Origin of the sequence: Sphingomonas sp. (assembly GCF_035714405.1) — a bacterium.
Lineage (GTDB): Bacteria > Pseudomonadota > Alphaproteobacteria > Sphingomonadales > Sphingomonadaceae > Sphingomonas.
In genome coordinates this window covers 171,214-196,590 of record NZ_DASTMA010000011.1, presented here as the reverse complement: position 1 = coordinate 196,590, position 25,377 = coordinate 171,214, and the positions used below count along the sequence as shown (strand labels likewise).

The window sequence follows — 25,377 nt, the reverse complement described above, 5'->3', positions numbered from 1 at the left end:
CGAGTTCCTCAAAACACTTGGAAGAGGGTTAGCAGCGGCGCCGCGCTCAGGAAATCACGGAACGCACCCTTAACCTGATTGAAGCCGACGACCACCGTATCGCCCCCGACGATGCGTGGGTCGGCATCCAACCCAGCGCGGATGCGTCGCAGATCGAACACCGCGCCCATGCGCTGGCCTTCGACGACGCGAAAGACGACTACCTCGCCGAGCTTGGCGGTGTCGGTCGGGCTTTGCGCCCGCGCCAGTGCTTCGAGCAGCGTGGCGTTGCCGCCCATCTCGTACACGCCGGGTGCGCGGACGCTCCCCTCCACGGTAACGCGCTGCCCCTGTGACGAGAGCACCGCCACCGTGACCTGAGGATTGCGGACGAAGCGTGCGTCGAGCCGGGCGGTGATCTCCGACGACAGCTCCACCGCCGTCCGGCCGGCGGCGCGGACGGTACCGATCAGCGGATACTGAACGATGCCGGCCGCGTCGACGCGCAGCCGCTCGATCGACAGCTCCGGCTCGCGAAAGACGGTGATCGAGAGCTCATCCAGCGCGTTGATGCGATAATCCGTCAGCGTATTGCCGGTCGGCGCGGGTATGACGTCATAAGCCGCGGGACCTGCGGGCAGGTTCGAGCGCGGCGACGAGCAAGCCGCCAACATCAGCAGCAACGTCGCCGTGATAAACCTACGCATGCTGTGAACCCCCAGCGCCTTGTACTTGCTCGCCCTCCTGTGGGCGGGACGGCGCGAACGCAAGCCCTCCCATCGCCAAACCGGCGATTGTCAGGAGCGTCAGGGTGCGCAGCGGATAATCCACCGTTGCGTGAACTGCGAAAACAAGCGCGACCAGTCCGGCGAAACGCGCCAGCAGACGCCGGTCGGGATCGGGATCACGCCACCCCCGCCACGCGCGCACGGCCACGAAGGCCAGCACTGCGGCGAGGAGCGCCAGTGCCGGCAAACCGCCCTCGATCGCGAGTTCGAGATAATCGTTGTGGGCCCGGTTGGCGATCGTCCGCTGGACGTGTTCCAGGCGCTCCGCCGTCATGTAAAGGGGCACGAAGCTGCCCATGCCGGCGCCGATCGGCGCGACGTCGCGCGCGACCTGCCAGCTATCGCCCCAAATCTCGACCCGGTTGCCTGGATCGCTCGCCCGATCGGTGACCCGATCCAGGGCGGTGCCGCCGAGGAGAAGCAGCGCGGCGGCGCCGGCCAACGCCGCCGTGAGTCCCGGCGCGCGCCGCCCGGAGAGCGCGATCGCCAGCGCCACCGGGATGGTCAGCACCGCGATACCCATCCGCGAGCCGGTGGCGATCCCGGCGATGAGGCCGAGCAGCAGGGCGGTCGCGACGGCCGCGCGCGCGGCCAGCGGGTCGAGACGGTCGCGATACCGATGCGCCAGCAGTACGCCCGCGATCAACGCGATGGCGATCAGATCGGCCTGTGCGTTGCGATTGGCGAAAAAGCCGATCCCCCAGCCGCGATGCACGTCCGCCCACAGGCTGAGCGGGCGATCGAAGCCGCGGATGAACTGCAGCACACCGACCAGCGCCGAAAGTCCGCCGAGGATCGCGAGCCACGCCACCAGGCGCACCCGACCCGCGAGCGGCATCCGGGCAACCAGCAGGGCGATGACGATAGCGGGTATCAGCGCGAGCAGCGCGGCCACGCCGCCGTCGGGGAGGATGGACCAGCTTTGCCACGCGTCGGCGCGACCGACCGCGGCGAGAGCCTCCGCTCCTGCCTCGCGTCCCGGGAACTGCGTCCATACGGCAGGGGGCAGGGGGACGAGTTGAAGCACCGGAAATACGAGAACGGCAAGTATCAGGACCGACCAGCGCGAGTCGTGCCGCATCATCGCCATCGGGCGGAAGGAACCCGCCACGCTCAAGCCCAAAATGGCAAGCGCGACAAACTCCACCAGCGCCTCCATCGCAGGCGCCGGCGACCCGCCGCCTCCGATCAGAACGGAAACGGCGAGAAGCAGAGCAGGAAGTTTGAAATCAGAATACGTCTCGAGCCACGAAGGCCCACGCGCGACAGCCATGGCAGCCTGTGCGTCAGACGTTCTAACCGTCCGATCAGCCCGGGCTATTGTTACCGCTGCTGGCTACGATCACGATGATCACGATGGTCGTGAAGATCCCGAGCGCGGCGAGAACCCCCAGTCCGAACAGCTCCGACTCACCCTCGACCGGGGTCGATGCGCGCTGTGCCGAAGCATAATCGGCGGTGGACGTCGTCGGCAGGGACGAGGCCGAACGCAGCGGCGCGGCGCCGGCAATGGCAGGAGTCGCGGCCAGGGCGGCGGCGGCAGCAATCTGAATGATGGTCGATCCGCGCATGGTCATATTCCTTTGTACTTGACCGAGCTTATTAGGCCGGCCCTCACATAGCAAGATTCAAAATACGCCGGAAGGGTTAATTAGCTGCATTGCAGCAAAGTATTTTGGGGCCGGGTACCAAAAAGCCACAGCGCCGATGTGGAGCGGCCGAAAGGAATCGAACCACAAACGAGGGTTCGTCAATCACTGCAACACTGGAGCGGGTGAAGGGAATCGAACCCTCGTCGTAAGCTTGGGAAGCTTCTGCTCTACCATTGAGCTACACCCGCGACGGCATCCTCAGTGACATACCGGCGCTCTCGCGGTCAATGCCCATGCAGTTCGCGAGCAGGTCACGGCCGCGACAGCATCAGCGCGCCGCGCAGGGTGCGGCAGATCAGCTCATCGCGTTGGTTGAGGCCGAGATGCTCAAAGGTGACGATGCCCTGGCCCGGCCGCGACTTCGACGGGCGCAGCTCGGTCACCACCGTCTCGGCGCGGATCGTATCGCCCGCGAACACCGGCCTGGGGAAGCTCGTCTCGGTCATGCCCAGATTGGCGACGGTGGTGCCGAAGGTGGTGTCCTGCACCGACAGGCCGATCACCAGCCCGAGCGTGAACAGCGAGTTGATCAGCGGCCGGCCGAACTCCGTACCCGCCGCATAGGCGTGGTCGATATGGAGCGGCGCCGGATTGAAGGTGAGCGAGGAGAACAGCATATTGTCCATCTCCAGGACCGTGCGCCGCACCTCGTGCCGAAAGCGCATGCCGACCGCGAACTCCTCGAAATACAGTCCCGCCAACTCGCTTCTCCCTTTTGTTCGCTCAGTCGTCCGCGGGCGGGGTCTCGCCCGCGCCGAGGTTGATCGACAGCTGGATGGTGAGCGCGTGATCGACCTGCGCCCGCGCGTCATCGCTCGCGAGCCGATACTGGTTGAGGTAACCGATATCGGCGGCGACCTGTCGTCCCAGCGGCATCGCCACACCGATGATGTTGCGCATCCGCTCATAGCCGCGCCGCTGTCCCCACCGTGTGGTATTGGGCAGGTAGAAACTCTCATGGCTGACGAACAGCGCTGGCCGTCCCGCCCCGAGCCGGTGATTGTAGCGGACCAGCGGCCGGATGCGGAACCCGATCTCGTTCCCGCCCGGATGGAAGCGTGCATCCAGCCGCAACCGCGTCACCACCGCGCCGAACGTGCCGACGATCTGCTGACGCAGCCGGTCTTCATTCGCGGCGGTTGTGCCTTTATGCATGCCGACCTTGCGATAGCCGAGGCCCAGCTCGACGTTGGACGCGACCTTGTAGCCCAGGATGCCGCCGAACTCGGTCTGGAACAGCCCGCCGGCGCGGTCGCCGACCCGCGCGATCTGTTCCAGCGTCAGTCGCACGTCCCGGCCGAGCGGAACAGCCGTGTTGACCTGAAGCCAGAGCTGCTCGTCCTCGTCCTGCGCGGCGGCAGGCGCGGCGACCAGCAGGGGCGCAACTAACGTGCAGCGCAGGAGGAGGGGGCAGGGCACCGGCGCGCCTCTATGCCGCCGAGGCCGCGCTGTCATGCGGAACGGTTCGGCACTCGCGCCGTTTCGACGTCATGTCCGATCAACCCGTCGACCCCGAACGCCCGCGCGGCACGAAACCGTTCGATGGGGATGATGGCTATTCCGGGCAGGACTATAGCGTCGCCGAGGAGGTTGCGGCGCAACGGGCCGGTGCGAGCGCCCCGAGCCGGGTGATCGAGGATGGGCGTGACCTGCCGCCGGACGCCGGCCGTCGCCCGGACATCGACGCCGCTACCGGCGAAGTCCATGGTAGCGGATCGGGGGCGGGCGGCGGCAATCCGGGCGAGGATTTCGATAGCTCCAGCCCATCGGGCGATTCGTACCCGGTAACCGGCGGCGAAGGTCGCCTATAGTCCACCCGGCCCGGGCGGTCGACACTCCGGAGGAGGTCGGCGGTTAAGATCGTGGCGGCGGCCTTCCTTGCCGCCTGCGATCCTGCGGTAGGCACAGGGCGGATTCGGACCACGCGCGATTCGAATCCGCCCTCCGCCTCACGCCCCCAGCAAGGGTACCAACCCTTCGGCGATATCGGCATAGCCGCTGGCCGACGGATGGATGCCGTCGCTCATCCACTCCGGCGCGGCGGCGACGCCCAGCCACCGCTCGGCGAGGTCGTACAACCCGACGTCGAGACCGGCGGACAGGCTCCGGATCGCGGCGTGGAACTGCGCGAAGTCGCCGATCTGCTCCGGCACCACCAGCACGACGTCGCCCGACAGCTTCGCTGCCGTGACGATTGCCGTCATTGACGTGGTGAAGCTCGGGATCGGGGTGGGCCCGTTGATGATGTCGTTGATGCACAGGTTGATGACCGTCAGGTCGGGCGCGTACGCCTTCAACGCCGCCAGCGTGTCCCAAGGCTGCGCTTCAGAGATCCAGTCAATCGCCTTGGCGCCGCTGATCCCCATGTTCGCGATCTCCAGCCCTTTCGCGGCGGAGTTGCAGGTCCGGATCGACGCCACATAGGCGAGCCCGGCCGCCCAGGTCAGATTGACGGTATGCACGCCTAGCGAGACCGTGAACGTCGTCGTCATCAGCGCGGCGCTGCCGGACTGGTTGATCGTGCCGAGCGAAGCGCCACCGTCGACGTTGACGGCAAAGGAGCCGAGCGGGCCGTTGCGCGGATAGGCGATCACTATCGTGTCGAAGGCCTGGGTCGGCGTGAACGCCAGTGGCGCACCCGTCGCGTTGCTATGCTGCATCGCGCCCCCGGCGGTGTTCAGCAAGCCGCCCCAACCGCCCTGCACCAAACGCGTGTCTACCTGATCGAGTGAACCGAACAGGTTCTCGGCATAAACCGACCAGCCGCGCGCTTTCGCCCTGGCACCCAGCAACTCCGGCACGTTGAAGGGGGCGATCGCGCCGACGCCGCCGGTCGTGCTGTCGCCGATAAAGGCGATGCGCGCGTTGCGGGTGCCGGCGCGGGCATGCGCCTTTCCCCGCCGCCACTTGAGTGTATTTGCCGGCTTCAAGTTGGTCAGCTGCGGCCCGAGCCGGCTCGTGGCGAATGCGCGCGCGGACAGGGCGAGGCCCTGCGCGTCGAAATCGGCGCTCATTGCTCCACCCGATAGGTGAGCGTGCCGGCGTTGCGGGTGAACTGGAGATAGTAGGTCGCGGTGCCGCAGGTCTCTTCGGTCACCGCCGCGTTGACGGCGCCGGTCCACGCGGCGCGGGCGGACCCGTCTGAATAGGTGATCGGCAGCTTGGTCGCGCCGCCATCGGCCGAGCGCAGCAGCTGCGCCGTTCCGCTCCAGCTGCCCGACAGCGTCACCCAGATCGCGCGGCCCAGCTCCGGTACGAATGGCCCGTTTGTCGCCGACGCCGCGGCCGTGCCGGTGAGCGGGGTCGAGCCCGCGCCGCCGATCGACGGGCGGACGGGCAGGGGATGCGCCGCATCGACGACTTCCGATGTGCCGCCCGCATTCTCGAATGCCATGGCGACCGTGCCGATATGGTCGCCTCCAGGCGCGATGATGGATTTGCCTTCTTGGGCCATGGGCCTGCTCCTTGCTTGATGGAAGCCGGCCGCTAATCCGATTCGTTTGTTGTAGGACAGCAGAAATAACCATGCAGGTTCGTACTGCTTTGCGGCGGCTCCGGCAAAGCGACGATTGATGGATCGGCGATCCTCCCCATATAGTGAAACGAAGGGGTGGCCCCTTGGCCAGCCCGCCGGAGTATCCATGAGCCAGAGCTTCCCGGTCCTGCCGCTGCGGGACATCGTTGTTTTCCCCAACATGATCGTGCCGCTGTTCGTCGGTCGCGACAAATCCGTCGCTGCGCTGGAAGCGGCGATGGGCGCCGACAAGGAGATCTTCCTGGTCGCGCAGCTCGACGCGGCGGAGGACGATCCCGCGCGCGCCGACCTGCACGAGGTCGGCGTCACCGCTACCGTGCTGCAGCTGCTCAAGCTGCCCGACGGCACCGTGCGCGTGCTGGTCGAGGGTCGGGCGCGCGCGCGCATTGCCGAGCTGATCGAGGACGGCGATTATCTGACCGCCACGATCGACGCGGTCGAAGATGAGGCGGTCGAGGGCCAGGAGGTCGAGGCGCTGATGCGCTCGGTCGTCTCCCAGTTCGAGGCATACGCTAAGGGCAACCGCAAGATGCCCGCCGAGACGGCCGTGCAGCTGGGCGAGATCGAGGACGCGTCGAAGCTCGCCGATGCGGTGATGGCCAACATCCAGGTCAAGGTCGCCGACAAGCAGGCGCTGCTGGTCGAGACCAACCCGCAGAAGCGGCTGGAGATGGCGTTCGCCCTGATGGAGGGCGAGCTCGGCGTCCTGCAGGTCGAGAAGAAGATCAAGAGCCGCGTCAAGCGCCAGATGGAGAAGACGCAGCGCGAATATTACCTCAACGAGCAGCTGAAGGCGATCCAGCGCGAGCTGGGCAATGCGGACGACGAGTCGGACGGCGATGAGATCGCCGAGCTGACGCAGAAGATCGCCACGCTCAAGCTGTCGAAGGAGGCGCGCACCAAGGCGACCGCCGAGCTCAAGAAGCTGAAGACGATGGCGCCGATGAGCGCCGAGGCGACGGTGGTGCGCAACTATCTCGACGTGCTGCTGGGCCTGCCCTGGGGCAAGAAGTCGAAGCTGAAGAAGGACATCGGCGCGGCGCAGGCAGTGCTCGACGAGGACCATTATGCGCTCGACAAGGTCAAGGACCGGATCGTCGAATATCTGGCGGTGCAGGCGCGCACCAACCGGCTGAAGGGCCCGATCCTGTGCCTGGTCGGTCCCCCCGGCGTCGGCAAGACCTCACTCGGCCAGTCGATCGCCAAGGCGACCGGCCGCGAGTTCGTGCGCCAGTCGCTGGGCGGCGTACGCGACGAGGCGGAGATTCGCGGCCACCGGCGGACGTATATCGGCTCGCTGCCGGGCAAGATCGTCACCAACCTCAAGAAGGCGGGCAGCGCCAACCCGCTGTTCCTGCTCGACGAGATCGACAAGCTGGGCCAGGATTTCCGCGGCGATCCGGCGTCGGCGCTGCTGGAGGTGCTCGACCCGGAGCAGAACGGCAAGTTCAACGATCATTATCTGGAGATCGACCTCGATCTGTCCGACATCATGTTCGTGTGCACCGCCAACACGCTCAACCTGCCGCAGCCGCTGCTCGACCGGATGGAGATCATCCGGCTGGAGGGCTATACCGAGGACGAGAAGGTCGAGATCGCGCAGCGTCACCTGCTCGCCAAGCAAATCGAACTGCACGGCCTGAAGCCGGGCGAGTTTACGCTGACCACCGAAGGCCTGCGCGCGCTGATCCAGCGCTACACGCGCGAGGCCGGGGTGCGGACGCTGGAGCGCGAGATCGCCAAGCTGGCGCGCAAGGCGCTGCGCCAGATCCTGGAGGGCAAAACGCAAGGCGTGACGATCACACCCGACAATCTGGCGGATTATGCGGGCGTGCTGAAGTACCGGCATGGCCTGAGCGAGACCGAGCACCAGATCGGCGCGGTTACCGGACTGGCGTGGACCGAGGTCGGCGGTGAGCTGCTGACGATCGAGAGCGTGACCGTGCCCGGCAAGGGTGCGGCGAAGCTGACCGGTACGCTGGGCGACGTCATGAAGGAATCGATCGAGACCGCCTTCTCCTTCGTCAAGGCGCGCGCGCCGACCTATGGCATCAAGCCGAGCGTGTTCCAGCGCAAGGACATCCACATCCACCTGCCCGAGGGCGCGACGCCGAAGGACGGGCCCTCGGCGGGCGTTGGCATCGTCACCGCGATCGTCTCGACGCTGACCGGTACGCCGGTGCGGCGGGAGGTGGCCATGACGGGCGAGGTGACGCTGCGCGGCCGGGTGCTGCCGATCGGCGGGCTGAAGGAGAAGCTGCTCGCGGCGCTGCGCGGTGGCATCGAGACGGTGCTGATCCCGCAGGAGAACGAGAAGGACCTCGCCGACATCCCCCAGAACATCAAGGACGGGCTGAAGATCGTGCCGGTCAGCCATGTCGACGAGGTGCTGGCGCTGGCTCTGACCGAGCCGGTCACCGCCATCGAGTGGACCGAGGCGGACGAGCTTGCGGCGTTGCCACCGGCGGTGGTCGCGGGCGCCCCGACCACCGGGCCGGGCGAGCTTCACCATTAATCCATGGTCGCCCGTGCAAAGCGGCACGCGCGGGCGGCCATTTCGATTGACTCAGATTAGGCCGCTCGCCTTTATCTTGACCAACGCGCCCGCGATTCTTGCGTGGGCGAACGATCTACGGGGAATCGTCGGACCATGAACAAGCAGGAGCTGATCGCCGCCGTGGCCGATCATTCGGGACTGACCAAAGGCGACGCTGTCAAGGCGGTCGAAGCGGTGTTCGAGACCATCTCGGGCGCGCTCAAGAAGGGCGACGAGGTCCGGCTGGTCGGCTTCGGCACCTTCTCGCTGTCGAAGCGCAAGGCGTCGACCGGCCGCAACCCGCGCACCGGCGAGCCGATGACGATCAAGGCCTCCAGCCAGCCCAAGTTCAAGGCGGGCAAGGTGCTGAAGGATCATGTGAACTGAGGCGCAGCGTGGGCGCGGCCACATCCGCGCTCATCGCGCCAGCCCGGCCGGCGTAGCGTAGCATTGACCGATGACGCGGCTTCGCCGCGCCGCGTTGCGGATTACACAAGAGGCTGGACACACTCTGCGGCCTTTGCCAAGAGGCCGCCTTCCGATGCTCCGAGACGGACACGGGCGCGTAGCTCAGCGGTAGAGCACACCCTTCACACGGGTGGGGTCACAGGTTCAATCCCTGTCGCGCCCACCACCGCGCAGCGCGCACGCCGCCAGCGAAGCTGCGCGCAAGACGCGCAAGCGCGGCCGGGCTCGGCTCTGCCGAGCTTCGACGACGCGGCTTTGCCGCGGCGCCCGTTCTGCGATTTCCCGTTCGCCAGGACCGGCGAAAAGCTGGCCGCGCGCCAGCCGCCCGTGGTGCGCCCCGTCCTCTGCCGGCAAGTCGTCCGCCCCTTAAACGGGGAGGATTGAGGGCGTTGCAACCTTTGCCAGCTAAGCGGACACCGTGCTCCGCGTCGTCACTCTTTCCACGCTGTTCCCCGACGCGACCCGGCCGAATTTCGGCGTGTTCGTCGAACGCCAGACGCTCGGGCTCGCGCTGGAGCCGGATACCGAGGTGACCGTGATAGCCCCGGTCGGCCTGCCGCCGTGGCCGCTGCGGCGCGGTCGCCACGCTGCGCTCGCGGGCTTGCCCGAGCGGGAGGGGTGGCGCGGTCTCGATGTCCATCGCCCGCGCTTCCTCGCGCTACCCGCCACGCAGGGCCGCTTCCATGCCGGCCTGCTGACCCGCACGCTCACCCCGCTCCTGGACCGGCTCAGCTTCGACGTGATCGACGCCTCCTTCTTCTTTCCGGACGGCCCGGCCGCCATCGCTCTCGGACGGCGTTATAGCGTACCGGTGTCAATCAAGGCGCGCGGTGCCGACATCCACCATTGGGGGCACGCCCCGGCCACGGCCGCACAGGTGCGTGCCGCCGGACGTGCCGCCGACGGGCTGCTGGCCGTGTCGGAATCGATGAAGGCGGATATGGTCGCGATCGGCCTGTCCCGGGAGCGGATCAGCGTCCACCGTACCGGCATCGACGCCGATCGCTTCCGCCCAACCGATCGCGCCGCTGCCAAGGTGTCTTTCGGGCTGAGCGGACCGACCGTGCTGTCGATGGGTGCGCTGATCCCGCGCAAGGGTCATGAGATCGTGGTGGCGGCGGTGGCGACGCTGCCAGGCGTCACGCTGTTGATCGCGGGCGAAGGACCGGACCGGGCGGCGCTGATCGCGCAGGCGCGGCGGCTGGGCGTCGCCGACCGCGTCCGCCTGCTCGGCAGCGTTCCCCATGCCGAACTTCCCGCGCTGATCGCCGCCGCCGACGTGATGGCGCTGGCGTCGAGCAGCGAGGGACTGGCCAACGCCTGGGTGGAGGCGCTCGCCTGCGGCACGCCCATCGTCATTCCGGCCGCAGGTGGTGCGCGCGAGCTGGTGACCACGCGCGCCGCCGGCCGTATCGTCGCGCGCGAGCCCCACGCCTTTGCCGCGGCAATTGCAGAACTGCTCGACGAGCGCCCGGCGCCGGAGGCGGTCGCCGCGGCGGCGGCCCCGTTCAGCTGGGAGCGCAACGCCCGCGAGCTGCGCACGCATCTCGCGAGATTGGTGGCGCGCGGCTAAGGCAAGATCAGGGTGCGTCTGACTTGCACCCCCGTTCGTGCTGAGCGCAGTCGAAGCACCTGGTAGCCATGCCCTTCGACTTCGGCGCGACACGCCGAAGCCTGTCCTGAGCGCCTGCCTTGGCAGGCAGTCGAAGGGCTCAGGGCGAACGGAGTTGGCTGACGGTCAGCCAACCCCGACGCCGCTAACGCTGCGGCTTCACCGGTAGGCCGACGCCGCGCCACGCCTTGGCCTGCGCATCCGCCAGCTCGACCAGATTGCCCATGGCTACCGGCATGTCGACCAGGTGCAGGCCCCAATCCTCCAGGATCGCGCCGTTCGCCACCACGTCGCCCGCGATGGTGTCGGTGCGCGGGTCGGCGGGGTTGGCGTTCACCGTCACCGACAGATAGCTGAAGCCGTTGGCGTTGACGCAATCGGTCGAGATCAGTCCGGGCACCTTGACGAAGGGCGTGGTCACCGCACCGGTGCTGGTCCAGCTCGGCTGCGCGACGCCGGACGAGCCCGCGCCGGCGGTGGTGAAGATCGGATCGGGCACCGCCTTGCCGCCGAGCAACGTCACCGGGTTGGTGCAGGCCGCGATCATGCCCGGCTGGGCCACCTTGCCGAAGCGGCTGCCCTGAGGCGGCGGCGAGTCGCTGCGGAACGTGACGTAGCTGACGACGCAGCCGAACTGTCCCGGCGCGGTGCACAGCGGCAGCCGCTTCAGGTCGCCGCCGACCACCCCGCCCGCAGGCACCGCGACGTTGGTCCCGATCAACATGGCAGAGACGATGTTGCGCCGGATCGGATAGCCCTCGATGTAGCGCGCGAGCAGCTCCTTGAGCACGCCCGAACCCTGGCTGTGCCCGATCAGCACGACGCCACGGCCCTTGTTGTCGCGCTTCAGATAGTCGTTCCACGCCTCGTACACGTCACGCAGCGGCAGCACCCGGTCGACCGCCGGGGTGCCGCCGGTCATGACCTGGCGCAGCGCGGTCAACGTCACCTGCCGGTACAGCGGCGCGAAGACCCGGCACTTCGCGGCAAACCGGGCCGCCTGCGCAATCGCGACCTGCCGCTCCTCCGGCCCTGCATTCATGTCGCTATTGGGCGTCGGATCGTTGGACACGGTCGGATAGACATAGAAGCAGTCGAACGCCGGCGCCTTGTCCGCGCGGAACTTCTCGACCTTGGTGCGGCCGTTGCCCTGCACAACGGTGACGTCGAGGTTGCCGGCACACGCGTCCGCCCGACCCGGGCGGCACAGCCAATTCGCGTCCTGCGCATAGTCGGGGGCGGGGGCCGCCGATACGGGCTGGGATGCGGGCGCCGGTGTGGCAGGCGGAGCTGCGGGCATCTGGGCCACCGCGGGCGCGGCGGAAGCAAGGGCTGCGGCGACAATCAGCTTCATCGATCTCTCCCGATTTTGGGGGCAGAGTATCAGCGCCCGCGCGCTAGTCCAGCGGGTAGAGTGCCGCCGCGACCTGCCGCCCCTCGACACGCAATATGCCCCACGCCCGCGCGGCGGCGCGGCTGTCCATCGGCTCCAGCCCGATCCCGGCGGCATCTAACGCCGCGATAAGCGGGAGCGGCGGACGGCGCAGCGTCGGGCCGGTGCCGAGCAGGATGAACTCCGGGCGCTCCGCCAGCAGCAGCGTCAGCGTCTCGGTCGTCAGGGCTTCCAGCGGCGGCGGTGACCAGGCGGTGGCGGTGGTCACCGTCAGCAGGGCGGCACGGAAATACGCGCCGTCGATCCGGAAACCGTTCGCCCCGAAGCCCTGCACCATCGGCCCGGGCGCGGCGGCCGAGCGCTCCATCTTCACGGCGTACGCGGTGCGACCCGCTCGGCGCCCTTGATGCCTTCTCTCGCCTTGTCAGCGACGAAGCTGTCGGGCTTCAAGCGCAGCCACAACAAGATCGCGGCCGAGACATAGACCGACGAAAAGGTGCCGATGACGATGCCGAGCAGCATCGCGGCGGTGAAGCCGAAGATCACCTCCGGTCCCAGCACCAGCAGGATGGTCAGCACGATGCCGATCGACAGCGAGGTGACGACGGTGCGGCTCAGCGTCTCGTTGATCGACAGGTCGAGCAGCGGCTCGATCGCCATCTTGCGATAACGGCGCAGGTTCTCGCGGATGCGGTCGTAAACGACGATGGTATCGTTCAGCGAATAGCCGATGATGGTCAGGATCGCGGCGACGATGTTGAGGTCGAACTCCAGTTGCGTCAGCGCGAAGAAGCCGAGCGTCAGCGCCACGTCGTGGAACAGCGCGAACAGCGCGCCGATGCCGAAATGCCACTCGAATCGGAACCAGACGTAGAGCGTAATCGCGAACATCGCGAGCGCCAGGCTGATCGCGCCGGTGCGGAACAGCTCCTGACTGACCTTGCCGGACACGCTCTCGACCGCGCCGACCTTGGCGCCGGGATAGCCTTGCTCGATGGCTGCGCGGACACGGCTGGCGGCCAGATCCGCCGCCGCCTCGCCGCCCTCGGGCAGGGGGGTGCGGATCGAAACCTCGTTGCCGCCGCCGATGCGCTGGATGGTCGGCTCGCCCAATCCCAGCGCGCCGATGCGGGCGCGCAGATCCTCGATCTGGACCGGCTGCGCGAAGCTGGTCCGCACCATCTGACCGCCGATAAAGTCGATGCCGAGGTTGAAGCCCTTGATGAAGCACATTGCGATCGACGCGGCGATGAGGAGCAGCGACAACCCCATCGCGACGTTGCGATAGCGCATGAACGCGATGTTGGTGTTGTCGGGGACGAGTTTCAGCGGGCGCATCTTCGGGCCTCAGATGTTGATCGTCTTGGGACGATTGCGCGTCAGCCAGCGCGACACCAGCAGGCGGGTGAAGGTGACGCCGGTGAACACCGATGTGACGATGCCGATCGCCAGCACCACCGCGAAACCGCGGATCGGACCGGAGCCGAAGATGAACATGATCGCCGCCGAGATGACGTTGGTGATGTTGGCGTCGAAGATCGCGGTGGACGCTTCCTTGTAGCCGAACTCGATCGCGGGGACGACGGAGCGCGGCCGGCGCAGCTCCTCGCGGATGCGTTCGTTGATCAGCACGTTGGCGTCGACCGCCGCGCCGATCGTCAGCACGAAGCCGGCGATGCCGGGCAGCGTCAGCGTCGCGCCGAACAGCGCCATGATGCCAAGGATCATGACCGCATTCACCAGCAGCGCCGCCGTGGTGTACACGCCGAACCGGGCATAGGTCAGGATCATGAACCCGATCAGCGCCAGGCTGCCGACGATCCCCGCCAGCACGCCCTTGTTGATCGAATCCTGCCCCAGCTCGGCGGACACGCTGGATTCTTGGATCACCGACAACGCCACCGGCAGCTTGCCCGAGCGCAGCGCGATGGCCAGTTCGTTGGCCGATTTGACCGTAAATCCGCCCGAAATCTGCGCGGTGCCGCCCAGGATCGGTTCGTTGATGTTGGGGGCGGAGATCACCTCGTCATCGACGATGATCGCGAACGGCTTGCCGGTATTCTCCTGCGTCACGCGCGCGAAGCGGCGGCTGCCGGCGCCGTCGAAGGTAATGGTGACGATCGGGCTGTTATCGGTCTGATCGTAGGCCTGGCGCGCATCGGACAGCTGGTCGCCGGCGATGATGACGCCGCGCTTCAGCGCGATCGGCTGCTTGCCCTCTCGGAAGCGCAGGATCTCGCTGCCCGCCGGCGCCTGGCCGCGCGCGACCGCGACCGGATCGGCGGCGACGTCGACCAGCTTGAACTCCAGCCTGGCGGTGCGGCCGAGCAGCGCCTTCAGTGCCTCCGGATCCTTTAGCCCCGGCACCTCGACCGAGATGCGGTTCGAGCCCTGGCGGATGATCGTCGGCTCGCGGGTGCCGAGCTCGTCGACGCGGGTGCGCACGATCTCGGTTGCGTCGTTCATCGCGGTCTCGAATGCCTGGCTGGTGCCGGCGGCGGTCGGCTTCAGCACGAAGCGCGTGGAGTCGATGACGGAGATGTCCCAGTCGCGCTGCCCGGTCAGCCCCGCGCCCTGGGTCATCGGCAGTACCCGCTCGCGCGCCGCATCGACCTGCGCCGCGTCGCGGACCATGAACGACAGCTGCCCGTCGCGGACGGAGATATCGCCGACGCCGATCGCGGGCGAACGGCGCATCGCGACGCGGACCTGCTCGCGCATCGCCTCCAACCGGGTCTCTTCCAGATCGTCGGTCTTCGCCTCCAGCAGGATATAGCTGCCACCGGCGAGGTCGAGGCCGAGGTTAACCACCGGCTGCGGCACCCAGGACGGCCAGTTCGCACGGGCGCTTTCGGGCACGAAGGTCGGCACCGCGGCGAGTGCACAGAACGCTATCGTCAGCCAGGTCAGCCAGACCTTCCAGCGCGGGAAATCGAGCATCGACTTGGGCTCAGTCGTTGGCGGGTTTGGCGGTATTGCTGGTCACTTCCGCCAGCGTCGCCTTGACCACCCTGATGCGCGTATTGGGCGCAATCTCGACCTCGACGAAGCGATCCTCGACCTTGGTCACCTTGCCGACGATACCGCCCGCGGTGATGACCTGGTCGTTCTTCTTGGTGGCGGCGATCATCGCCTGCAGCGCGCGGGCGCGCTTCTGCTGCGGGCGGATCAACAGGAACCAGCCGGCGATGAAGAGCAGGAACAGCGGCGCCATCTGCACGAAGAATGCGGCGGCACCTCCCTGCGAAGCGCCGGCGGCGGTTTGGGCATGTGCGGGGGTGATGAACATCGGTTCCGTCTGCGAAAAGGGCGGGTAAAGGGGCCGAACGGCCCTGCCGCGTACAAGCGCCGCCCGCTAGCATCGCCCGGGCTATCGCGCAATCGCCGCCGCCGATAGGGTTGGCGCAAACGAGGAGAGGACAAGGCATGATCATCGTCATGGGTCACATGAAATTCGCTATCGGCGAGGGCGCGAAGGTCGCGCCGCTGCTCGCCGCCCATGCCGAGGCGGTGATGCAGGAAGAGGGTTGCGAGACTTACAGCTTCGCCTTTGACGCCGGCGATCCCGATCTCGTCCGCATCGCCGAGCGCTGGACCTCGGCCGACGCGCTGGCGGCGCACGGCGCGGCACCGCACCAGCGCGAGTTCGGCCGCGCGCTGCGCGCGTTCACGATGGAGAACATCCGCGTCGATGCCTGGAACGGCGAGTTCTGGCGGACGCTGATCGGCGGCTGACGACGCGCTTGCATCGCGTCGGAGCGAAGCCTAAACGCCCGCCTCCGGTTCCGCCCATAGGCGGAACCGGCCGGTCGGGGCGTAGCGCAGCCTGGTAGCGCATCACACTGGGGGTGTGGGGGTCGCAGGTTCGAATCCTGTCGCCCCGACCAACGCGTCGCGCGCATGTCCGCAGCGCAAGCTGCGACCAAGTCGCGCGAGCGCGGCCGGCGGGGCGAAGCGCCCGTCCGACGACGCGGCTTTGCCGCGGCGCGACCCGTTGGAAGTCGCGACGAAGCCCTTATCCCGCCTGGAACCCCGCCCGCGGCACCGCCGCCCAGCCGGTGCGCTTGCGCAAGTGGCGGTACATGCCGATGATCCGAAACGCGCTGTTCAACTGGCGATAGCCCAGGTTCTCGACGATCGCGGTCACCGCCAGCGTCGCCAGGCCCTTGGCACTCGGTGTCCGCCGCACCTGCAGCTCCTCGTGGATCAGCGCGCCGAGGCTGAGGAAGATGCCGAACAGCACGCTCAACGCGAGGAAACTCAGCGCCAGGGCCGGCGCCAGCAGGCCGAGCGCGTACAGCGTCGGGATCAGGATATAGCCCAGCACCTCGAGCGGCGGGCAGATCACGTCCTCCAGGATCATCATCGGCAGCGCCACCATCCCGATCCGGCCATAGCGCCGCCGGCCGATCATGCCGCGATGCCGGATGATCGTCTCCAGCGCGCCCTGTTCCCATCGCGCGCGCTGATTGCGCAGGCCGCCGATCGTTGCCGGCGCCTCCGTCCAGCAGACGATCTCGGGGACGAAGGTGACGCGATAGCGCCGCTTCTGGTCGCGGCAGAAGCGATGGAGCCGCACCATCACCTCCAGGTCCTCGCCGACGGTGTCGTGGCGATAGCCGCCGATCTCCACCAGCGTCGAGCGGCGGAAGACCCCGAACGCGCCGGACACCAGCGTCAGCGTCGACCAGCCCGAGGCGGCGATCCGCGCGACCAGGAACGCGCGCAGATACTCGATCGTCTGGAAGCGCGGGATCCAGCCGCGCGGGATGCGGACGGTCAGCACCTGCCCGTTGGCGACCTGGCTGCCGTTGGCGATCCGGATCGCGCCGCCCACCGCCACCAGCGCGCCATCGTCGGTCATGAACGGCTCGGCCGCGCGCAGCAGCCCGTCGGGCTCGATCATCGAATCCGCGTCGGTGACGCAGACCAGCGGCGTCTGCGCGTAGCTGAGCCCGCAATTGATCGCATCCGCCTTGCGGCCGTTCTCCTTGTCGATGACAAACAGGCCGGGGTTGCTCCGCGACCGGTACATGCCGAGCGTCTTGGTGACGTGCAGGACGACGTCGGCATCGACCGTGGTCGGTTCCAGCGCGAACTCGCGGTGCAGCACCGCCATCGTGTTATCGGTCGAGCCGTCGTTGATGATGAACAGCCGGAAATCGGGATAGTTGAGCGCCAGCAGCGACCGGACGCTGTCGGAGATCGACAGCTCCTCATTGAACGCCGGCGCCAGGATCGTCACCGGATAAGAATAGTCCGCCTGCCGCGTCCACAGGTCCAGCGCCGTGCCGGTCGCCGCCGGCCGCCGCCACAGAGTGAACGAACTCGTCGCCAGCTGCAGTAGGTAGATCAGGTTCTGCGAGCCCACCACGACCGTGATGACGAGGGTAACGAGCAGGATGGCCGCCGGGCCGAGCCCGCTCAGCTGGTCCAGCCGCAGCAGGTCGTCCGTGTTCATGCCGCCGCCGCTTTGGCCGGGACCGAACGCTGCAAGGCGGTCAGCGCCTCGCCCGCACGATAACGGACCCACCATTGCGCGTCGGACATCAACGCCTCCAGCTGCGGCCGCGCCGCCTCCAGTCGCATGACGCCGACCGCCGACGCGGCCTGGACGCGGACGATCCACTCCGGGTCGGCGAGCGCCGCCAGCACCGCCGGCGCCAGCGTAGGATGGCCGAGCCGGCGGGCGGAGCGCAGCCCTTCGCACCGCATCTGCGGATCGGCATCCATGATCGCCATGCGCAGCGCGGCAACCGCCTTGGGATCGAACACGTCACCCAGCGCGTCGGCGAGCGCGAACCGTGGCGCCCCGGTGGCGTGGCGATCCCAGGCCGCGACGACTTCGGCCGGACGATCGCCTGCGAGCGCGCGGAAGATGATGCGGTGGGCCGGCGAGCGGAAGCCGTCGTCGTCCAGCGCGGCGAGCGCCTCGTCCACAGAGGGCAGCGCCCCCAGCCGTACCAATGCGAGCCCCGCCTCCAACCGGACCCCGAACGCAGGGTCGGTACGGAAGCATTGCGCGAGGGCCTCGATCACCTCGGACAGCGGAAAGCCGCCGAGCTTGCGGACGGTCGCGGTCCGACGCGCGATGTTGCGCGCGCGCAGGCGGATCAGCTCGCGTTCGAGATCGAGAAGGTCGAGTTCGCGGACGAAGTCCAGGAGCCGTTCGCGCTCGGCGCCGCGCAGCAGTTGAAGCAACTGGCCCGCCACCTCCAGCGCGACCGGATCGCCGCGCCAGGCAGCCAGCGCGGCTGCGGCATCCCTGTCGCGGCGAGCCATCAGCGGCAGCACCGCCTTGCGGAACTCTCCCGCGCGCCGCACCATTCTCCCGACACGCCGCTCCTGGAAGCCGCGTCGGATCACCACGCCGGTCAGCGCCGCCAGCAAGAGCAGCGAGCCCGTGGTCGCGATTGCAAACAGGAGTTGGGCAAAGGCCATCCGCGTCTAGAACCCGGCCGACAGGCCGAGCTTGACGCTGTCGCGGCGGTACAGCCCCCGCCGGGTCTCGCGGTCGAAGCCGACGCGCAGGTCGAGCGCCTCGCGCACCTGATAGGTTGCGAGCGCAAAGCCGCTTGCCAGCTGCCGCGTCACGCCGGCCTCGGTCTCCGGATAACGGGCATACCCGCCCTGTACCCTCAGCCGCGATGACAGGCGCCGGGTCACATCCGCCGCACCGCCGACGCGATAGGTGCCCGCCTCGTCGATGAAGTGGATGACGCCCACCTTGATCGCGGTGCCACGGTCGGCGCTCCATCCGCGCAGGCCTGTCGTGACCGAGCCGCTGTTGATCGCGCCATAGTTGGAGAAGCGGCCGTCGATCAGCAGGTCGATCCGGGGTGTCGCGGCATGTTGCCCGCCCGCGCGCAGCCCCCAGCTCTCGCGAAAGTCCGGATCGGCGGTCACTACTGCTGCGCCATAGACCGTCCCGCTGCCGATCGCGCGGTCTGCGCGCAGCTGAACGCGCAGGTCGCTGCGCCCTAAACGGCGGGCATGTTCGACCTCCACCGCGACGCTGCCCCGCCCGGACCGGCGCGCGAGCGTGGCCTGGGTCTCGTACCAGGCGTCGGCTGTGCGCCGCGAGATCCGGCTGACGCTTTGGTCGAGAGCGATCGTCCAAAGTCGTTGGCGAGACCCTTCAAGGCCCGCCAGCTGCGCGCGCAGGGCGAGCGCATCGGGATGGTCGCGGCGGAGCGTCAGGGCACGGTCGCTATCGCGTCGCGCGTCGCGTGTGCGTCCCTCCCGCAGGTGGAGCCGCGCGCGCGCCACGAACACGTCGGCATAAGCAGGGGCCACGATCGCAGCCCGGTCGAGCGCCATACGCGCGCGCTTCGGGTCGTTCTGGCGAAGCGCGATCAGCCCCGACAGGAGCAGAGCGTCCGCGTCGTCTGGGCGTTCGACGAGTAGCACGTCCACCGCGGTCCGCGCGGCGGCAAGCTCGCCCGCGCGATAGGCGGTCGACGCACACTGATACCGATCGGCCGCGCAACCCTGTACCGGCACCTGCGCCCTGGCCGGAGCGGTCAGGGCCAGCACCCACGCCAGCGCCGCGACGACGCTAGGCGTGCCGGGCAACGGTTTCGCCCGCACGCGACTGGGCGAGGGCGGTCTCGACCCGGACCAGCAGCTCCTCGGGGATGAACGGCTTGGTAAGATAGTCGGCGGCACCACCCCGCAACGCCGCGACGACATCTTCCTGCCCTCGGCGCGCGGTCAGCATGATGACAGGCAGGTCGGCGCTGTCGAGGTTCGCCTTCAGCCGGGCCAGCACCTCGTGGCCGGTCAGCACCGGCATCATCGCATCGAGCACGACCAGGTCCGGCCGCTCGCGCGCGACGGCGTCCAGCGCCAGCGCGCCGTTCGCCGCGATCACCACCCGGTGCCCCGCGGCTTCCAGCTTGAACTGGACCAGTGCCCCCAGCAATTCATCGTCATCGGCGATCAGGATAGTCGACATGCACCTTCGCCCGTGATGGCTTCGCTCCGAGTGTTACGGGCGCGCGGTTAACGCAGGTATAAGTTCGCCCCGCTGTCAGGCTGACTCCGATCAGCAAGCTCTTTCGACCGGTCAGGAGCCGATGAACCCCTTTGCCGAGCTTTTTGCATGATCGAGATCAGGTCCACCGCCGCTGCGGGAGCAAAGCCACCACGGGCCGGAACTCCCACCGCATCCGCTCGTAACCCACGCGGCAGCGAAAGGACGTGATCATGGCCTCAACCATCGGCCGAAGCGGTCCCGGCCTCCTCGCGGTCGCCGGCCACGCGGTCTATCCCGCCTTGCTGCCCATCCCGATCGTCTGCTTCGTCGGCGTGCTGATCACCGACCTGGCTTATATCGGCAGCGCCGACATGATGTGGCTGGATTTCTCGACCTGGTTGCTGCTGGCCGGATTGATCGGCGGCGGGATCGTCGGTGTGTTCCTGATCGCGGAACTCGTCCGAGCGCGACGCGGACGGACAGGAGCGCTGAGCGCGCATTTCGTCCTTTTGCTGAGCGCCTGGATCGTCGAGGTGTTCAACTCCTTCGTTCACGCGCGGGACGGCTGGACGGCGGTCGTGCCGACGGGGCTGACGTTGTCGCTGGTCGCCGTCGTGCTCAGCTTGCTGGCGGGATGGTTCTGGCAGTCCGCCCAACATCGCCGGAACGGAGCAACGTCATGAATCGCAGGCTCGCCGTTGCGCTTACCCTGCTCCCGCTCGCCGCTTGCGGCGAGGGCAGCAGGGTCGATCCGAACACGCAATATGGCGCGCGTCCGTTCCTTCCGGAACCGCACGAGCAGCTGATCGCCGACGTTGGCGTCTTCCCGACCACCGGCTGGGCCAACGGCGAGATGCCGACCGTGCCCGCGGGCTTTCGCATCGAGGCGCTAGCGACCGGCCTTTCCAATCCGCGCAACGTGCTGGCGCTGCCCAACGGCGACGTGTTGATCGTCGAGTCGCGCAAGGAAGGCGGCGAGCCGGTTCAGCGGCCAAAGGATCCGGTACGCGACTGGTTCATGTCGCGCGCGCACTCGCAGACCAAGAGCGGCGAGGCGCCGGGGCCGAGCAACCGCATCACGCTGATCCGCGATGCCGACCGGGACGGCCGGCCCGATGGTCGCGCGGTGCTGGTCGACCGCCTCAACGCGCCGTTCGGCATCGCCGTGCTCGATGGTTCGCTCTATGTCGCGAATACCGATGCGATCGTGCGCTACCCGTTCGCGCCCGGCCAGACACGGGTCGGGGGGCCTGGCGTCAAGCTTACCGATCTGCCCGCGGGCGCGATCAACCACCATTGGACCAAGAGCCTGACGGCCAGCCCCGACGGGTCGCGCCTCTACGTCAGCGTCGGGTCGAACAGCAACGCGATGGAGCGGGGGGCCGATGCGGAGATCAACCGCGCCGCGATCCTGGAGGTCGATCCGCGCACCGGCCGGTCGAGACTGTTCGCAAGCGGCCTGCGCAATCCCAACGGGCTCACCTTCTACCCCGGCACGAACACACTCTGGGCGGTGATCAACGAGCGCGACGAGCTCGGGCCGGACCTGGTGCCGGATTACATGACGTCGGTGCGGCCCGGCGGCTTTTATGGCTGGCCGTACAGCTATTACGGGCAGCACCTCGACCCGCGGGTGCGTCCGCAGCGCGCCGACCTGGTCGCCAAGGCGATCCCGCCGGATTATTCGCTCGGCTCTCATGTCGCACCACTGGGTCTGGCATTCTACACGGGTTCGAGCTTTCCGCCGGCGTTGCGCGGCGGCGCCTTCATCGGCGAGCATGGCAGCTGGAACCGCACCGATCCGCACGGCTACAAGGTGGTGTTCATCGGCTTTCGCGGCGGCCGGCCCGTCGGTGTCCCGCAGGATTTCGTCACCGGCTTTCTCAAGGACGGCAAGGCGCGTGGGCGACCGGTCGGTGTGGCGGTGGATGACAGGGGCAGGATGCTGATCGCGGACGATGTCGGAAACACGGTGTGGCGGGTGTCCTACGCCGCAACGGGTTCGGCGGCGGGCAGTACCCGTTCCGGCGCTTTGCGGTAAGAGATCGACCGGCGCCGCGATCATCCGGCGCCGTCCTCCTCTCCGTCGAATGGGTTCCTCATGACGCCGCGCGAACTGATCGCCACCGCCGCGATTCCGGGCGGCGCGGAGATGCGGCTGTTCCGCCGGGGCGGCGACTTCATGGTCGTGCTCGACCGCAACGAGCTGATGAGCAGTCGGATGAGCGGCTCGGAGGAGGCGCTGGCGACGCTCACCGCCGAGCGGCTGCAGGCTCGTCCGGCAGCGCGGGTGCTGATCGGCGGTTATGGCATGGGCTTCACCCTGCGCGCGGCCCTCGCCGCCTTCGGCCCGCAAGCCCGCTTCACGGTCGCCGAGTTGGTGCCCGAGATCGTCGCCTGGGCGAGGGGGCCGATGGCAGGACTGACCGCCGGCTGCCTCGACGACGCCAGGGTCGAGGTGGTGATCGGCGACGTCGCCGCGTCGATCGCGGCGGGGGACTGGGACGCGATCCTGCTCGACGTTGACAATGGTCCCGACGGCCTGACCCGCGCCGGCAACGATCGCCTCTACGCCGCGCCCGGGCTCGCCGCCGCGCGGGCGGCGCTGCGGCCGGGCGGCGTGCTCGCGATCTGGTCCGCAGGCGCCGACGCCGCCTTCGTCCGCCGCCTCAAGCTTGCGGGTTTCGCGGTCGAGGAGGTCGCCGTCCGCGCCCGCAGCAATGGCAAGGGGCCGCGCCACGTCATCTGGTTCGCACGCTGACGTTGATCCACGTTACCGAGTTTTCCGGGAACGGCGCGCCCCGCTGACGCGCTTGGCTGGCTTCATAGCCGGAGCCCTCGATGCCCTTGTCCGCCGCCCGCCTCGTTCACACCGATCCCGAACGCGATGCGCTGCTGGAGCTGCTGCGCTTCCTCGATAGCGAAGGCTACGACTTCGTCGCACCGACCCCCGGCACCCATGCCCGGGTCGTCGCCCGCCCGGACCGGCAGACCGGCGAGACGCTGACCGACCTGCTCGGCTGGAGCCTGCCGGTCTCGCCCGACGCCATCCCGACCGCAGTCATCGACCTGCTGGAGGAATCCGACCGGCTCACCCGCCGATCGGACGGACTGGTCGCCGCCACCGTGCGCGTCTCGCGCGTGTATGGCGCGCTGTTCCTCCATTCCGCCTACCCCACCACCGATGTGGATTCGGTGTTCCTCGGGCCCGACAGCTACCGCTTCGCCGACCTCATCATGCGCGAGCATGGCCGCGGCCCCGGCGCGCGCATTCTGGATTACGGCGCGGGCGCCGGCGTCGGCGGCATTACCGCCGCGCGGCAGGTCGAGGCTGCCCGCCTGACGCTGGCGGACATCAACCCCAAGGCGCTGTTCCTCGCCTCGATCAATGCCGAGCACGCCGGCATCGACCATCGCGCGGTCGAGGCGCACAGCCCTGCCGGCGTCACCGGCCCGTTCGACCTGATCGTCACCCATCCGCCCTTCATGATGGACGAGGAGCAACGCGCCTATCGCAACGGCGGCGAGCTGTATGGCGGCCAGCTGTCGCTCGACTGGTCGCTGGCGGCGCTGGGGCTGCTGGCGCCGGGCGGTCGGCTGATCCTGCACACCGGCGTGTCGATCGTCGGCGGCCGCGACGTCCTGCACGATGCGCTCACGCGGCAGATGCCGGCCAAGTTCGACTGGGACTATCACCTGCTCGATCCCGACATCTTTGGCGACGAGCTGGATCGCCCGCCCTATCGCGAGGTGGAGCGGATCGCCGCCATCGGGCTGACGGTGACGAAGCGCTAGCGGGGCAGGAGGCCCGGCAGTTCCGGCAACAGCTCCCGCGCCAGGAACCCCACCGGCCCGATCCGCCCCGTCAGCGCGCGCCCCGCCTCGCCGTGCAGCCACACCCCCCAGCCGGCCGCGACCAACGGCGGCAGTCCGCGCGCGAGCAGCCCGCCGATCACTCCGGCGAGCACGTCGCCCGATCCGCCGGTGCCCAGCCCAACGCCGCCGCCCGCATAGTGCAGCACGGCGCCGTCGGGGGCGGCGATCACCGTCGCCGAGTCCTTGAGCACCACGACGGCCTGGAAACGCCGCGCAACCTCGACCGCCACCTTGACCGGGTCCGCCGCGACCGCATCCTTGTCGCAGTCGAGCAGGGCCGCCATCTCGCCATGATGCGGCGTCATAACGATCCGGCCACCCCAACCGCCGAGTAGTTCACACAACGGTCCCGCGCACGCCACCGCCGCGGCATCGAGCACCAGCGAACAGTCGGGCGCGTCCGCCCCGGCCAGCCCGCGCACCAGCCCGGCCGCCGCGCCCGCGTCGACGATACCGGGACCGAGCACCAGCGCGTCGATGCGCTCCAGCAGCGGCATCAAGACCTCGACCGCCCCGCCCGCGATCTCGCCGTCCGCCTCCGGCAGCGCCAGGACGGCGGCTTCCGGGAAGCGCAGGCCCAGCCCCGTCGCGGCGCCGGCGATTGTCGCCAGCTTGACCTTGCCGGCGCCGACCCGCAGCGCCGCCTCGCCGGTCAGCAGCAGCGCGCCGGGCACACCCTGCGAGCCGCCGACGATCAACAGCCGCCCGCGTCCGTCCTTGCTGGTGTCGCCGGTCGGCAGCGCGACCGGATGCGCGGCGCGCCAGGCGGGGTCGAGCTCCGTCATCCGCGCGCCGCCACGGCGGCGTCAGGCGCGGAGGTGACCGGCGCCGCACTCTCCTCGACGGCGGCGACGGCATTGTAGCGGACCAGGGACAGCTTGCCGTCACCGGTCTCGGACGGCTCGAACGCGTATTCGGTGACCGAGCAGTTCGCCACGTCGCCCGCCTTGTCGATCGCCAGGATCTCGTCCTCGCTCATGCCCTCGATGACATAGCGCATGCACAGCACCACGACCTGATGCGCGACGATCATCACCCGCTTGCCGCCATGATGCAGCGCGATCGTGTCCATGCACGACCGCAGCCGGAAGATGACGTCGCACCAGCTCTCGCCGCCGGGTGGGCGGTGGTAGAATTTGCCGAGCAGCCGCCGGAACTCCGCTTGTTCCGCCTGCAGCGCGCGGATGCCGGCGGTGGTCAGCCCGTCGAGGATGCCGAACTCCTTCTCGCGCAGCCGCTCGTCGAGGCACAACGGCAGGTCGGCCGCGCAGCCGCCGCTACCCCGGAACAGCTCGGCGGTCTGCCGAGCGCGCAGATAGGGGGAGACGAGCACCACCTCCGGCCGCGCCTCCACCGCGTCACCTGCGAACCAGCGGCCGAGCCCGCGCGCCTGCTCCTCGCCGAAGGGCGATAGCGGCACATCGACATCACGCCCGGACAGCTCGATCCGCTGCGCCCCGACCGCGTCCGCCGCGTCGCGCGCGACATTGCCCGCGCTCTGGCCATGCCGAACCAGCCACAGGCGCGCAGGCCAGCGTTGCGCGGGCATTACACTCTCCT

The 25,377-nt window shown here is 68.5% G+C and carries 27 protein-coding genes and 3 tRNA genes; 11 read left to right on the top strand and 19 right to left on the bottom strand.

Annotated features, from left to right (window positions below; genetic code table 11):
- Positions 1–8: 8 nt before the first annotated feature.
- The 6 genes from VFQ64_RS04145 to VFQ64_RS04120 form a co-directional block, all read right to left on the bottom strand.
- Entirely contained in the window at positions 9–686 is a 678-nt protein-coding gene (locus VFQ64_RS04145; protein ID WP_325102027.1) for a polysaccharide biosynthesis/export family protein, read from the bottom strand.
- Positions 679–1,794: an O-antigen ligase family protein gene (locus tag VFQ64_RS04140; RefSeq protein ID WP_325102026.1), complete on the bottom strand. Its 1,116-nt coding sequence runs from the start codon at positions 1,792–1,794 to the stop codon at positions 679–681. Before VFQ64_RS04140 ends, VFQ64_RS04145 begins: the two co-directional genes overlap by 8 nt.
- Positions 1,795–2,074: 280 nt before the next feature.
- Entirely contained in the window at positions 2,075–2,338 is a 264-nt protein-coding gene (locus tag VFQ64_RS04135) for a hypothetical protein (RefSeq protein WP_325102025.1), read from the bottom strand.
- 195 nt (positions 2,339–2,533) lie between these two features.
- Positions 2,534–2,607, bottom strand: a tRNA-Gly gene (locus VFQ64_RS04130).
- Positions 2,608–2,670: 63 nt separating this feature from the next.
- Positions 2,671–3,120, bottom strand: a complete 450-nt coding sequence (locus tag VFQ64_RS04125) for a MaoC family dehydratase (protein ID WP_325102024.1) — start codon at positions 3,118–3,120, stop codon at positions 2,671–2,673.
- Positions 3,121–3,142: 22 nt separating this feature from the next.
- Complete coding sequence (locus VFQ64_RS04120) at positions 3,143–3,838, bottom strand: DUF2490 domain-containing protein (protein WP_325102023.1); 696 nt, start codon at positions 3,836–3,838, stop codon at positions 3,143–3,145.
- A 71-nt stretch (positions 3,839–3,909) separates the two neighbouring features.
- Here VFQ64_RS04120 and VFQ64_RS04115 point away from each other — a divergent pair, with 71 nt between their 5' ends.
- Complete coding sequence (locus VFQ64_RS04115; protein WP_325102022.1) at positions 3,910–4,230, top strand: hypothetical protein; 321 nt, start codon at positions 3,910–3,912, stop codon at positions 4,228–4,230.
- 138 nt (positions 4,231–4,368) lie between these two features.
- Here VFQ64_RS04115 and VFQ64_RS04110 read toward each other — a convergent pair whose 3' ends face one another.
- Positions 4,369–5,433 (bottom strand): SGNH/GDSL hydrolase family protein, encoded by a 1,065-nt coding sequence (locus VFQ64_RS04110; RefSeq protein WP_325102021.1) that lies wholly within the window; start codon positions 5,431–5,433, stop codon positions 4,369–4,371.
- A complete protein-coding gene (locus VFQ64_RS04105; RefSeq protein WP_325102020.1) occupies positions 5,430–5,873 on the bottom strand; it encodes a hypothetical protein in 444 nt (147 codons plus the stop codon). Before VFQ64_RS04105 ends, VFQ64_RS04110 begins: the two co-directional genes overlap by 4 nt.
- 187 nt (positions 5,874–6,060) lie before the next feature.
- Here VFQ64_RS04105 and lon point away from each other — a divergent pair, with 187 nt between their 5' ends.
- From lon to VFQ64_RS04085, 4 genes are all read left to right on the top strand, one after another.
- On the top strand, positions 6,061–8,469 hold the full coding sequence (lon, locus tag VFQ64_RS04100) for an endopeptidase La (RefSeq protein ID WP_325102019.1): 2,409 nt from the start codon (positions 6,061–6,063) through the stop codon (positions 8,467–8,469).
- 135 nt (positions 8,470–8,604) lie between these two features.
- Positions 8,605–8,877: an HU family DNA-binding protein gene (locus VFQ64_RS04095; protein ID WP_325102018.1), complete on the top strand. Its 273-nt coding sequence runs from the start codon at positions 8,605–8,607 to the stop codon at positions 8,875–8,877.
- Positions 8,878–9,049: 172 nt separating this feature from the next.
- A tRNA-Val gene (locus VFQ64_RS04090) sits at positions 9,050–9,124 on the top strand.
- Between the two features lie 252 nt (positions 9,125–9,376).
- A complete protein-coding gene (locus VFQ64_RS04085) occupies positions 9,377–10,531 on the top strand; it encodes a glycosyltransferase (RefSeq protein ID WP_325102017.1) in 1,155 nt (384 codons plus the stop codon).
- A 184-nt stretch (positions 10,532–10,715) separates the two neighbouring features.
- On the opposite strand, the gene VFQ64_RS04080 is transcribed toward VFQ64_RS04085, so the two are convergent.
- The 5 genes from VFQ64_RS04080 to yajC are packed head-to-tail and all read right to left on the bottom strand — an operon-like array spanning position 10,716 to position 15,252.
- Positions 10,716–11,924, bottom strand: a complete 1,209-nt coding sequence (locus tag VFQ64_RS04080; protein ID WP_325102016.1) for a DUF3089 domain-containing protein — start codon at positions 11,922–11,924, stop codon at positions 10,716–10,718.
- A gap of 43 nt (positions 11,925–11,967) precedes the next feature.
- Positions 11,968–12,330 carry an Mth938-like domain-containing protein gene (locus VFQ64_RS04075; RefSeq protein ID WP_325102015.1) on the bottom strand — a complete coding sequence of 121 codons (363 nt, stop codon included), beginning with the start codon at positions 12,328–12,330 and terminating at the stop codon, positions 11,968–11,970.
- Between the two features lie 2 nt (positions 12,331–12,332).
- Complete coding sequence (gene secF, locus VFQ64_RS04070) at positions 12,333–13,301, bottom strand: protein translocase subunit SecF (RefSeq protein ID WP_325102014.1); 969 nt, start codon at positions 13,299–13,301, stop codon at positions 12,333–12,335.
- Between the two features lie 9 nt (positions 13,302–13,310).
- Positions 13,311–14,903, bottom strand: coding sequence for a protein translocase subunit SecD (gene secD, locus VFQ64_RS04065; RefSeq protein WP_325102013.1), 1,593 nt, complete (start codon positions 14,901–14,903; stop codon positions 13,311–13,313).
- Between the two features lie 10 nt (positions 14,904–14,913).
- Positions 14,914–15,252: a preprotein translocase subunit YajC gene (gene yajC / locus VFQ64_RS04060; RefSeq protein ID WP_325102012.1), complete on the bottom strand. Its 339-nt coding sequence runs from the start codon at positions 15,250–15,252 to the stop codon at positions 14,914–14,916.
- 137 nt (positions 15,253–15,389) lie between these two features.
- On the opposite strand from yajC, the gene VFQ64_RS04055 reads away from it, so the two are divergent.
- Positions 15,390–15,698, top strand: coding sequence for a putative quinol monooxygenase (locus tag VFQ64_RS04055; protein WP_325102011.1), 309 nt, complete (start codon positions 15,390–15,392; stop codon positions 15,696–15,698).
- Between the two features lie 75 nt (positions 15,699–15,773).
- Positions 15,774–15,850: transfer RNA gene (locus VFQ64_RS04050), tRNA-Pro, on the top strand.
- Positions 15,851–15,978: 128 nt separating this feature from the next.
- Here VFQ64_RS04050 and VFQ64_RS04045 read toward each other — a convergent pair.
- From VFQ64_RS04045 to VFQ64_RS04030, 4 genes are read right to left on the bottom strand one after another with little or no spacing between them, the layout of a single operon-like run.
- The gene (locus VFQ64_RS04045) at positions 15,979–17,424 is read right to left on the bottom strand and encodes a glycosyltransferase family 2 protein (protein WP_325102010.1); all 1,446 of its coding nucleotides are present in this window, start codon (positions 17,422–17,424) and stop codon (positions 15,979–15,981) included.
- On the bottom strand, positions 17,421–18,404 hold the full coding sequence (locus VFQ64_RS04040) for a HEAT repeat domain-containing protein (protein ID WP_325102009.1): 984 nt from the start codon (positions 18,402–18,404) through the stop codon (positions 17,421–17,423). Before VFQ64_RS04040 ends, VFQ64_RS04045 begins: the two co-directional genes overlap by 4 nt.
- Before the next feature lie 6 nt (positions 18,405–18,410).
- Positions 18,411–19,538, bottom strand: a complete 1,128-nt coding sequence (locus tag VFQ64_RS04035; protein ID WP_325102008.1) for a YaiO family outer membrane beta-barrel protein — start codon at positions 19,536–19,538, stop codon at positions 18,411–18,413.
- Positions 19,522–19,920: a response regulator gene (locus tag VFQ64_RS04030; protein ID WP_325102007.1), complete on the bottom strand. Its 399-nt coding sequence runs from the start codon at positions 19,918–19,920 to the stop codon at positions 19,522–19,524. The genes VFQ64_RS04035 and VFQ64_RS04030 overlap by 17 nt, the downstream gene beginning before the upstream one ends.
- A gap of 251 nt (positions 19,921–20,171) precedes the next feature.
- On the opposite strand from VFQ64_RS04030, the gene VFQ64_RS04025 reads away from it, so the two are divergent.
- The 4 genes from VFQ64_RS04025 (at position 20,172) to VFQ64_RS04010 (ending at position 23,736) form a co-directional block, all read left to right on the top strand.
- Positions 20,172–20,624, top strand: a complete 453-nt coding sequence (locus VFQ64_RS04025) for a DUF2231 domain-containing protein (RefSeq protein ID WP_325102006.1) — start codon at positions 20,172–20,174, stop codon at positions 20,622–20,624.
- On the top strand, positions 20,621–21,982 hold the full coding sequence (locus VFQ64_RS04020) for a sorbosone dehydrogenase family protein (RefSeq protein WP_325102005.1): 1,362 nt from the start codon (positions 20,621–20,623) through the stop codon (positions 21,980–21,982). The genes VFQ64_RS04025 and VFQ64_RS04020 overlap by 4 nt, the downstream gene beginning before the upstream one ends.
- A 60-nt stretch (positions 21,983–22,042) precedes the next feature.
- On the top strand, positions 22,043–22,702 hold the full coding sequence (locus VFQ64_RS04015) for a spermidine synthase (protein ID WP_325102004.1): 660 nt from the start codon (positions 22,043–22,045) through the stop codon (positions 22,700–22,702).
- 80 nt (positions 22,703–22,782) lie between these two features.
- Entirely contained in the window at positions 22,783–23,736 is a 954-nt protein-coding gene (locus tag VFQ64_RS04010) for a methyltransferase (RefSeq protein ID WP_325102003.1), read from the top strand.
- Here VFQ64_RS04010 and VFQ64_RS04005 read toward each other — a convergent pair.
- Positions 23,733–24,602: an NAD(P)H-hydrate dehydratase gene (locus VFQ64_RS04005; RefSeq protein ID WP_325102002.1), complete on the bottom strand. Its 870-nt coding sequence runs from the start codon at positions 24,600–24,602 to the stop codon at positions 23,733–23,735. The genes VFQ64_RS04010 and VFQ64_RS04005 overlap by 4 nt on opposite strands.
- Entirely contained in the window at positions 24,599–25,366 is a 768-nt protein-coding gene (locus VFQ64_RS04000; protein ID WP_325102001.1) for a histidine phosphatase family protein, read from the bottom strand. Before VFQ64_RS04000 ends, VFQ64_RS04005 begins: the two co-directional genes overlap by 4 nt.
- Positions 25,367–25,377 lie beyond the last annotated feature (11 nt).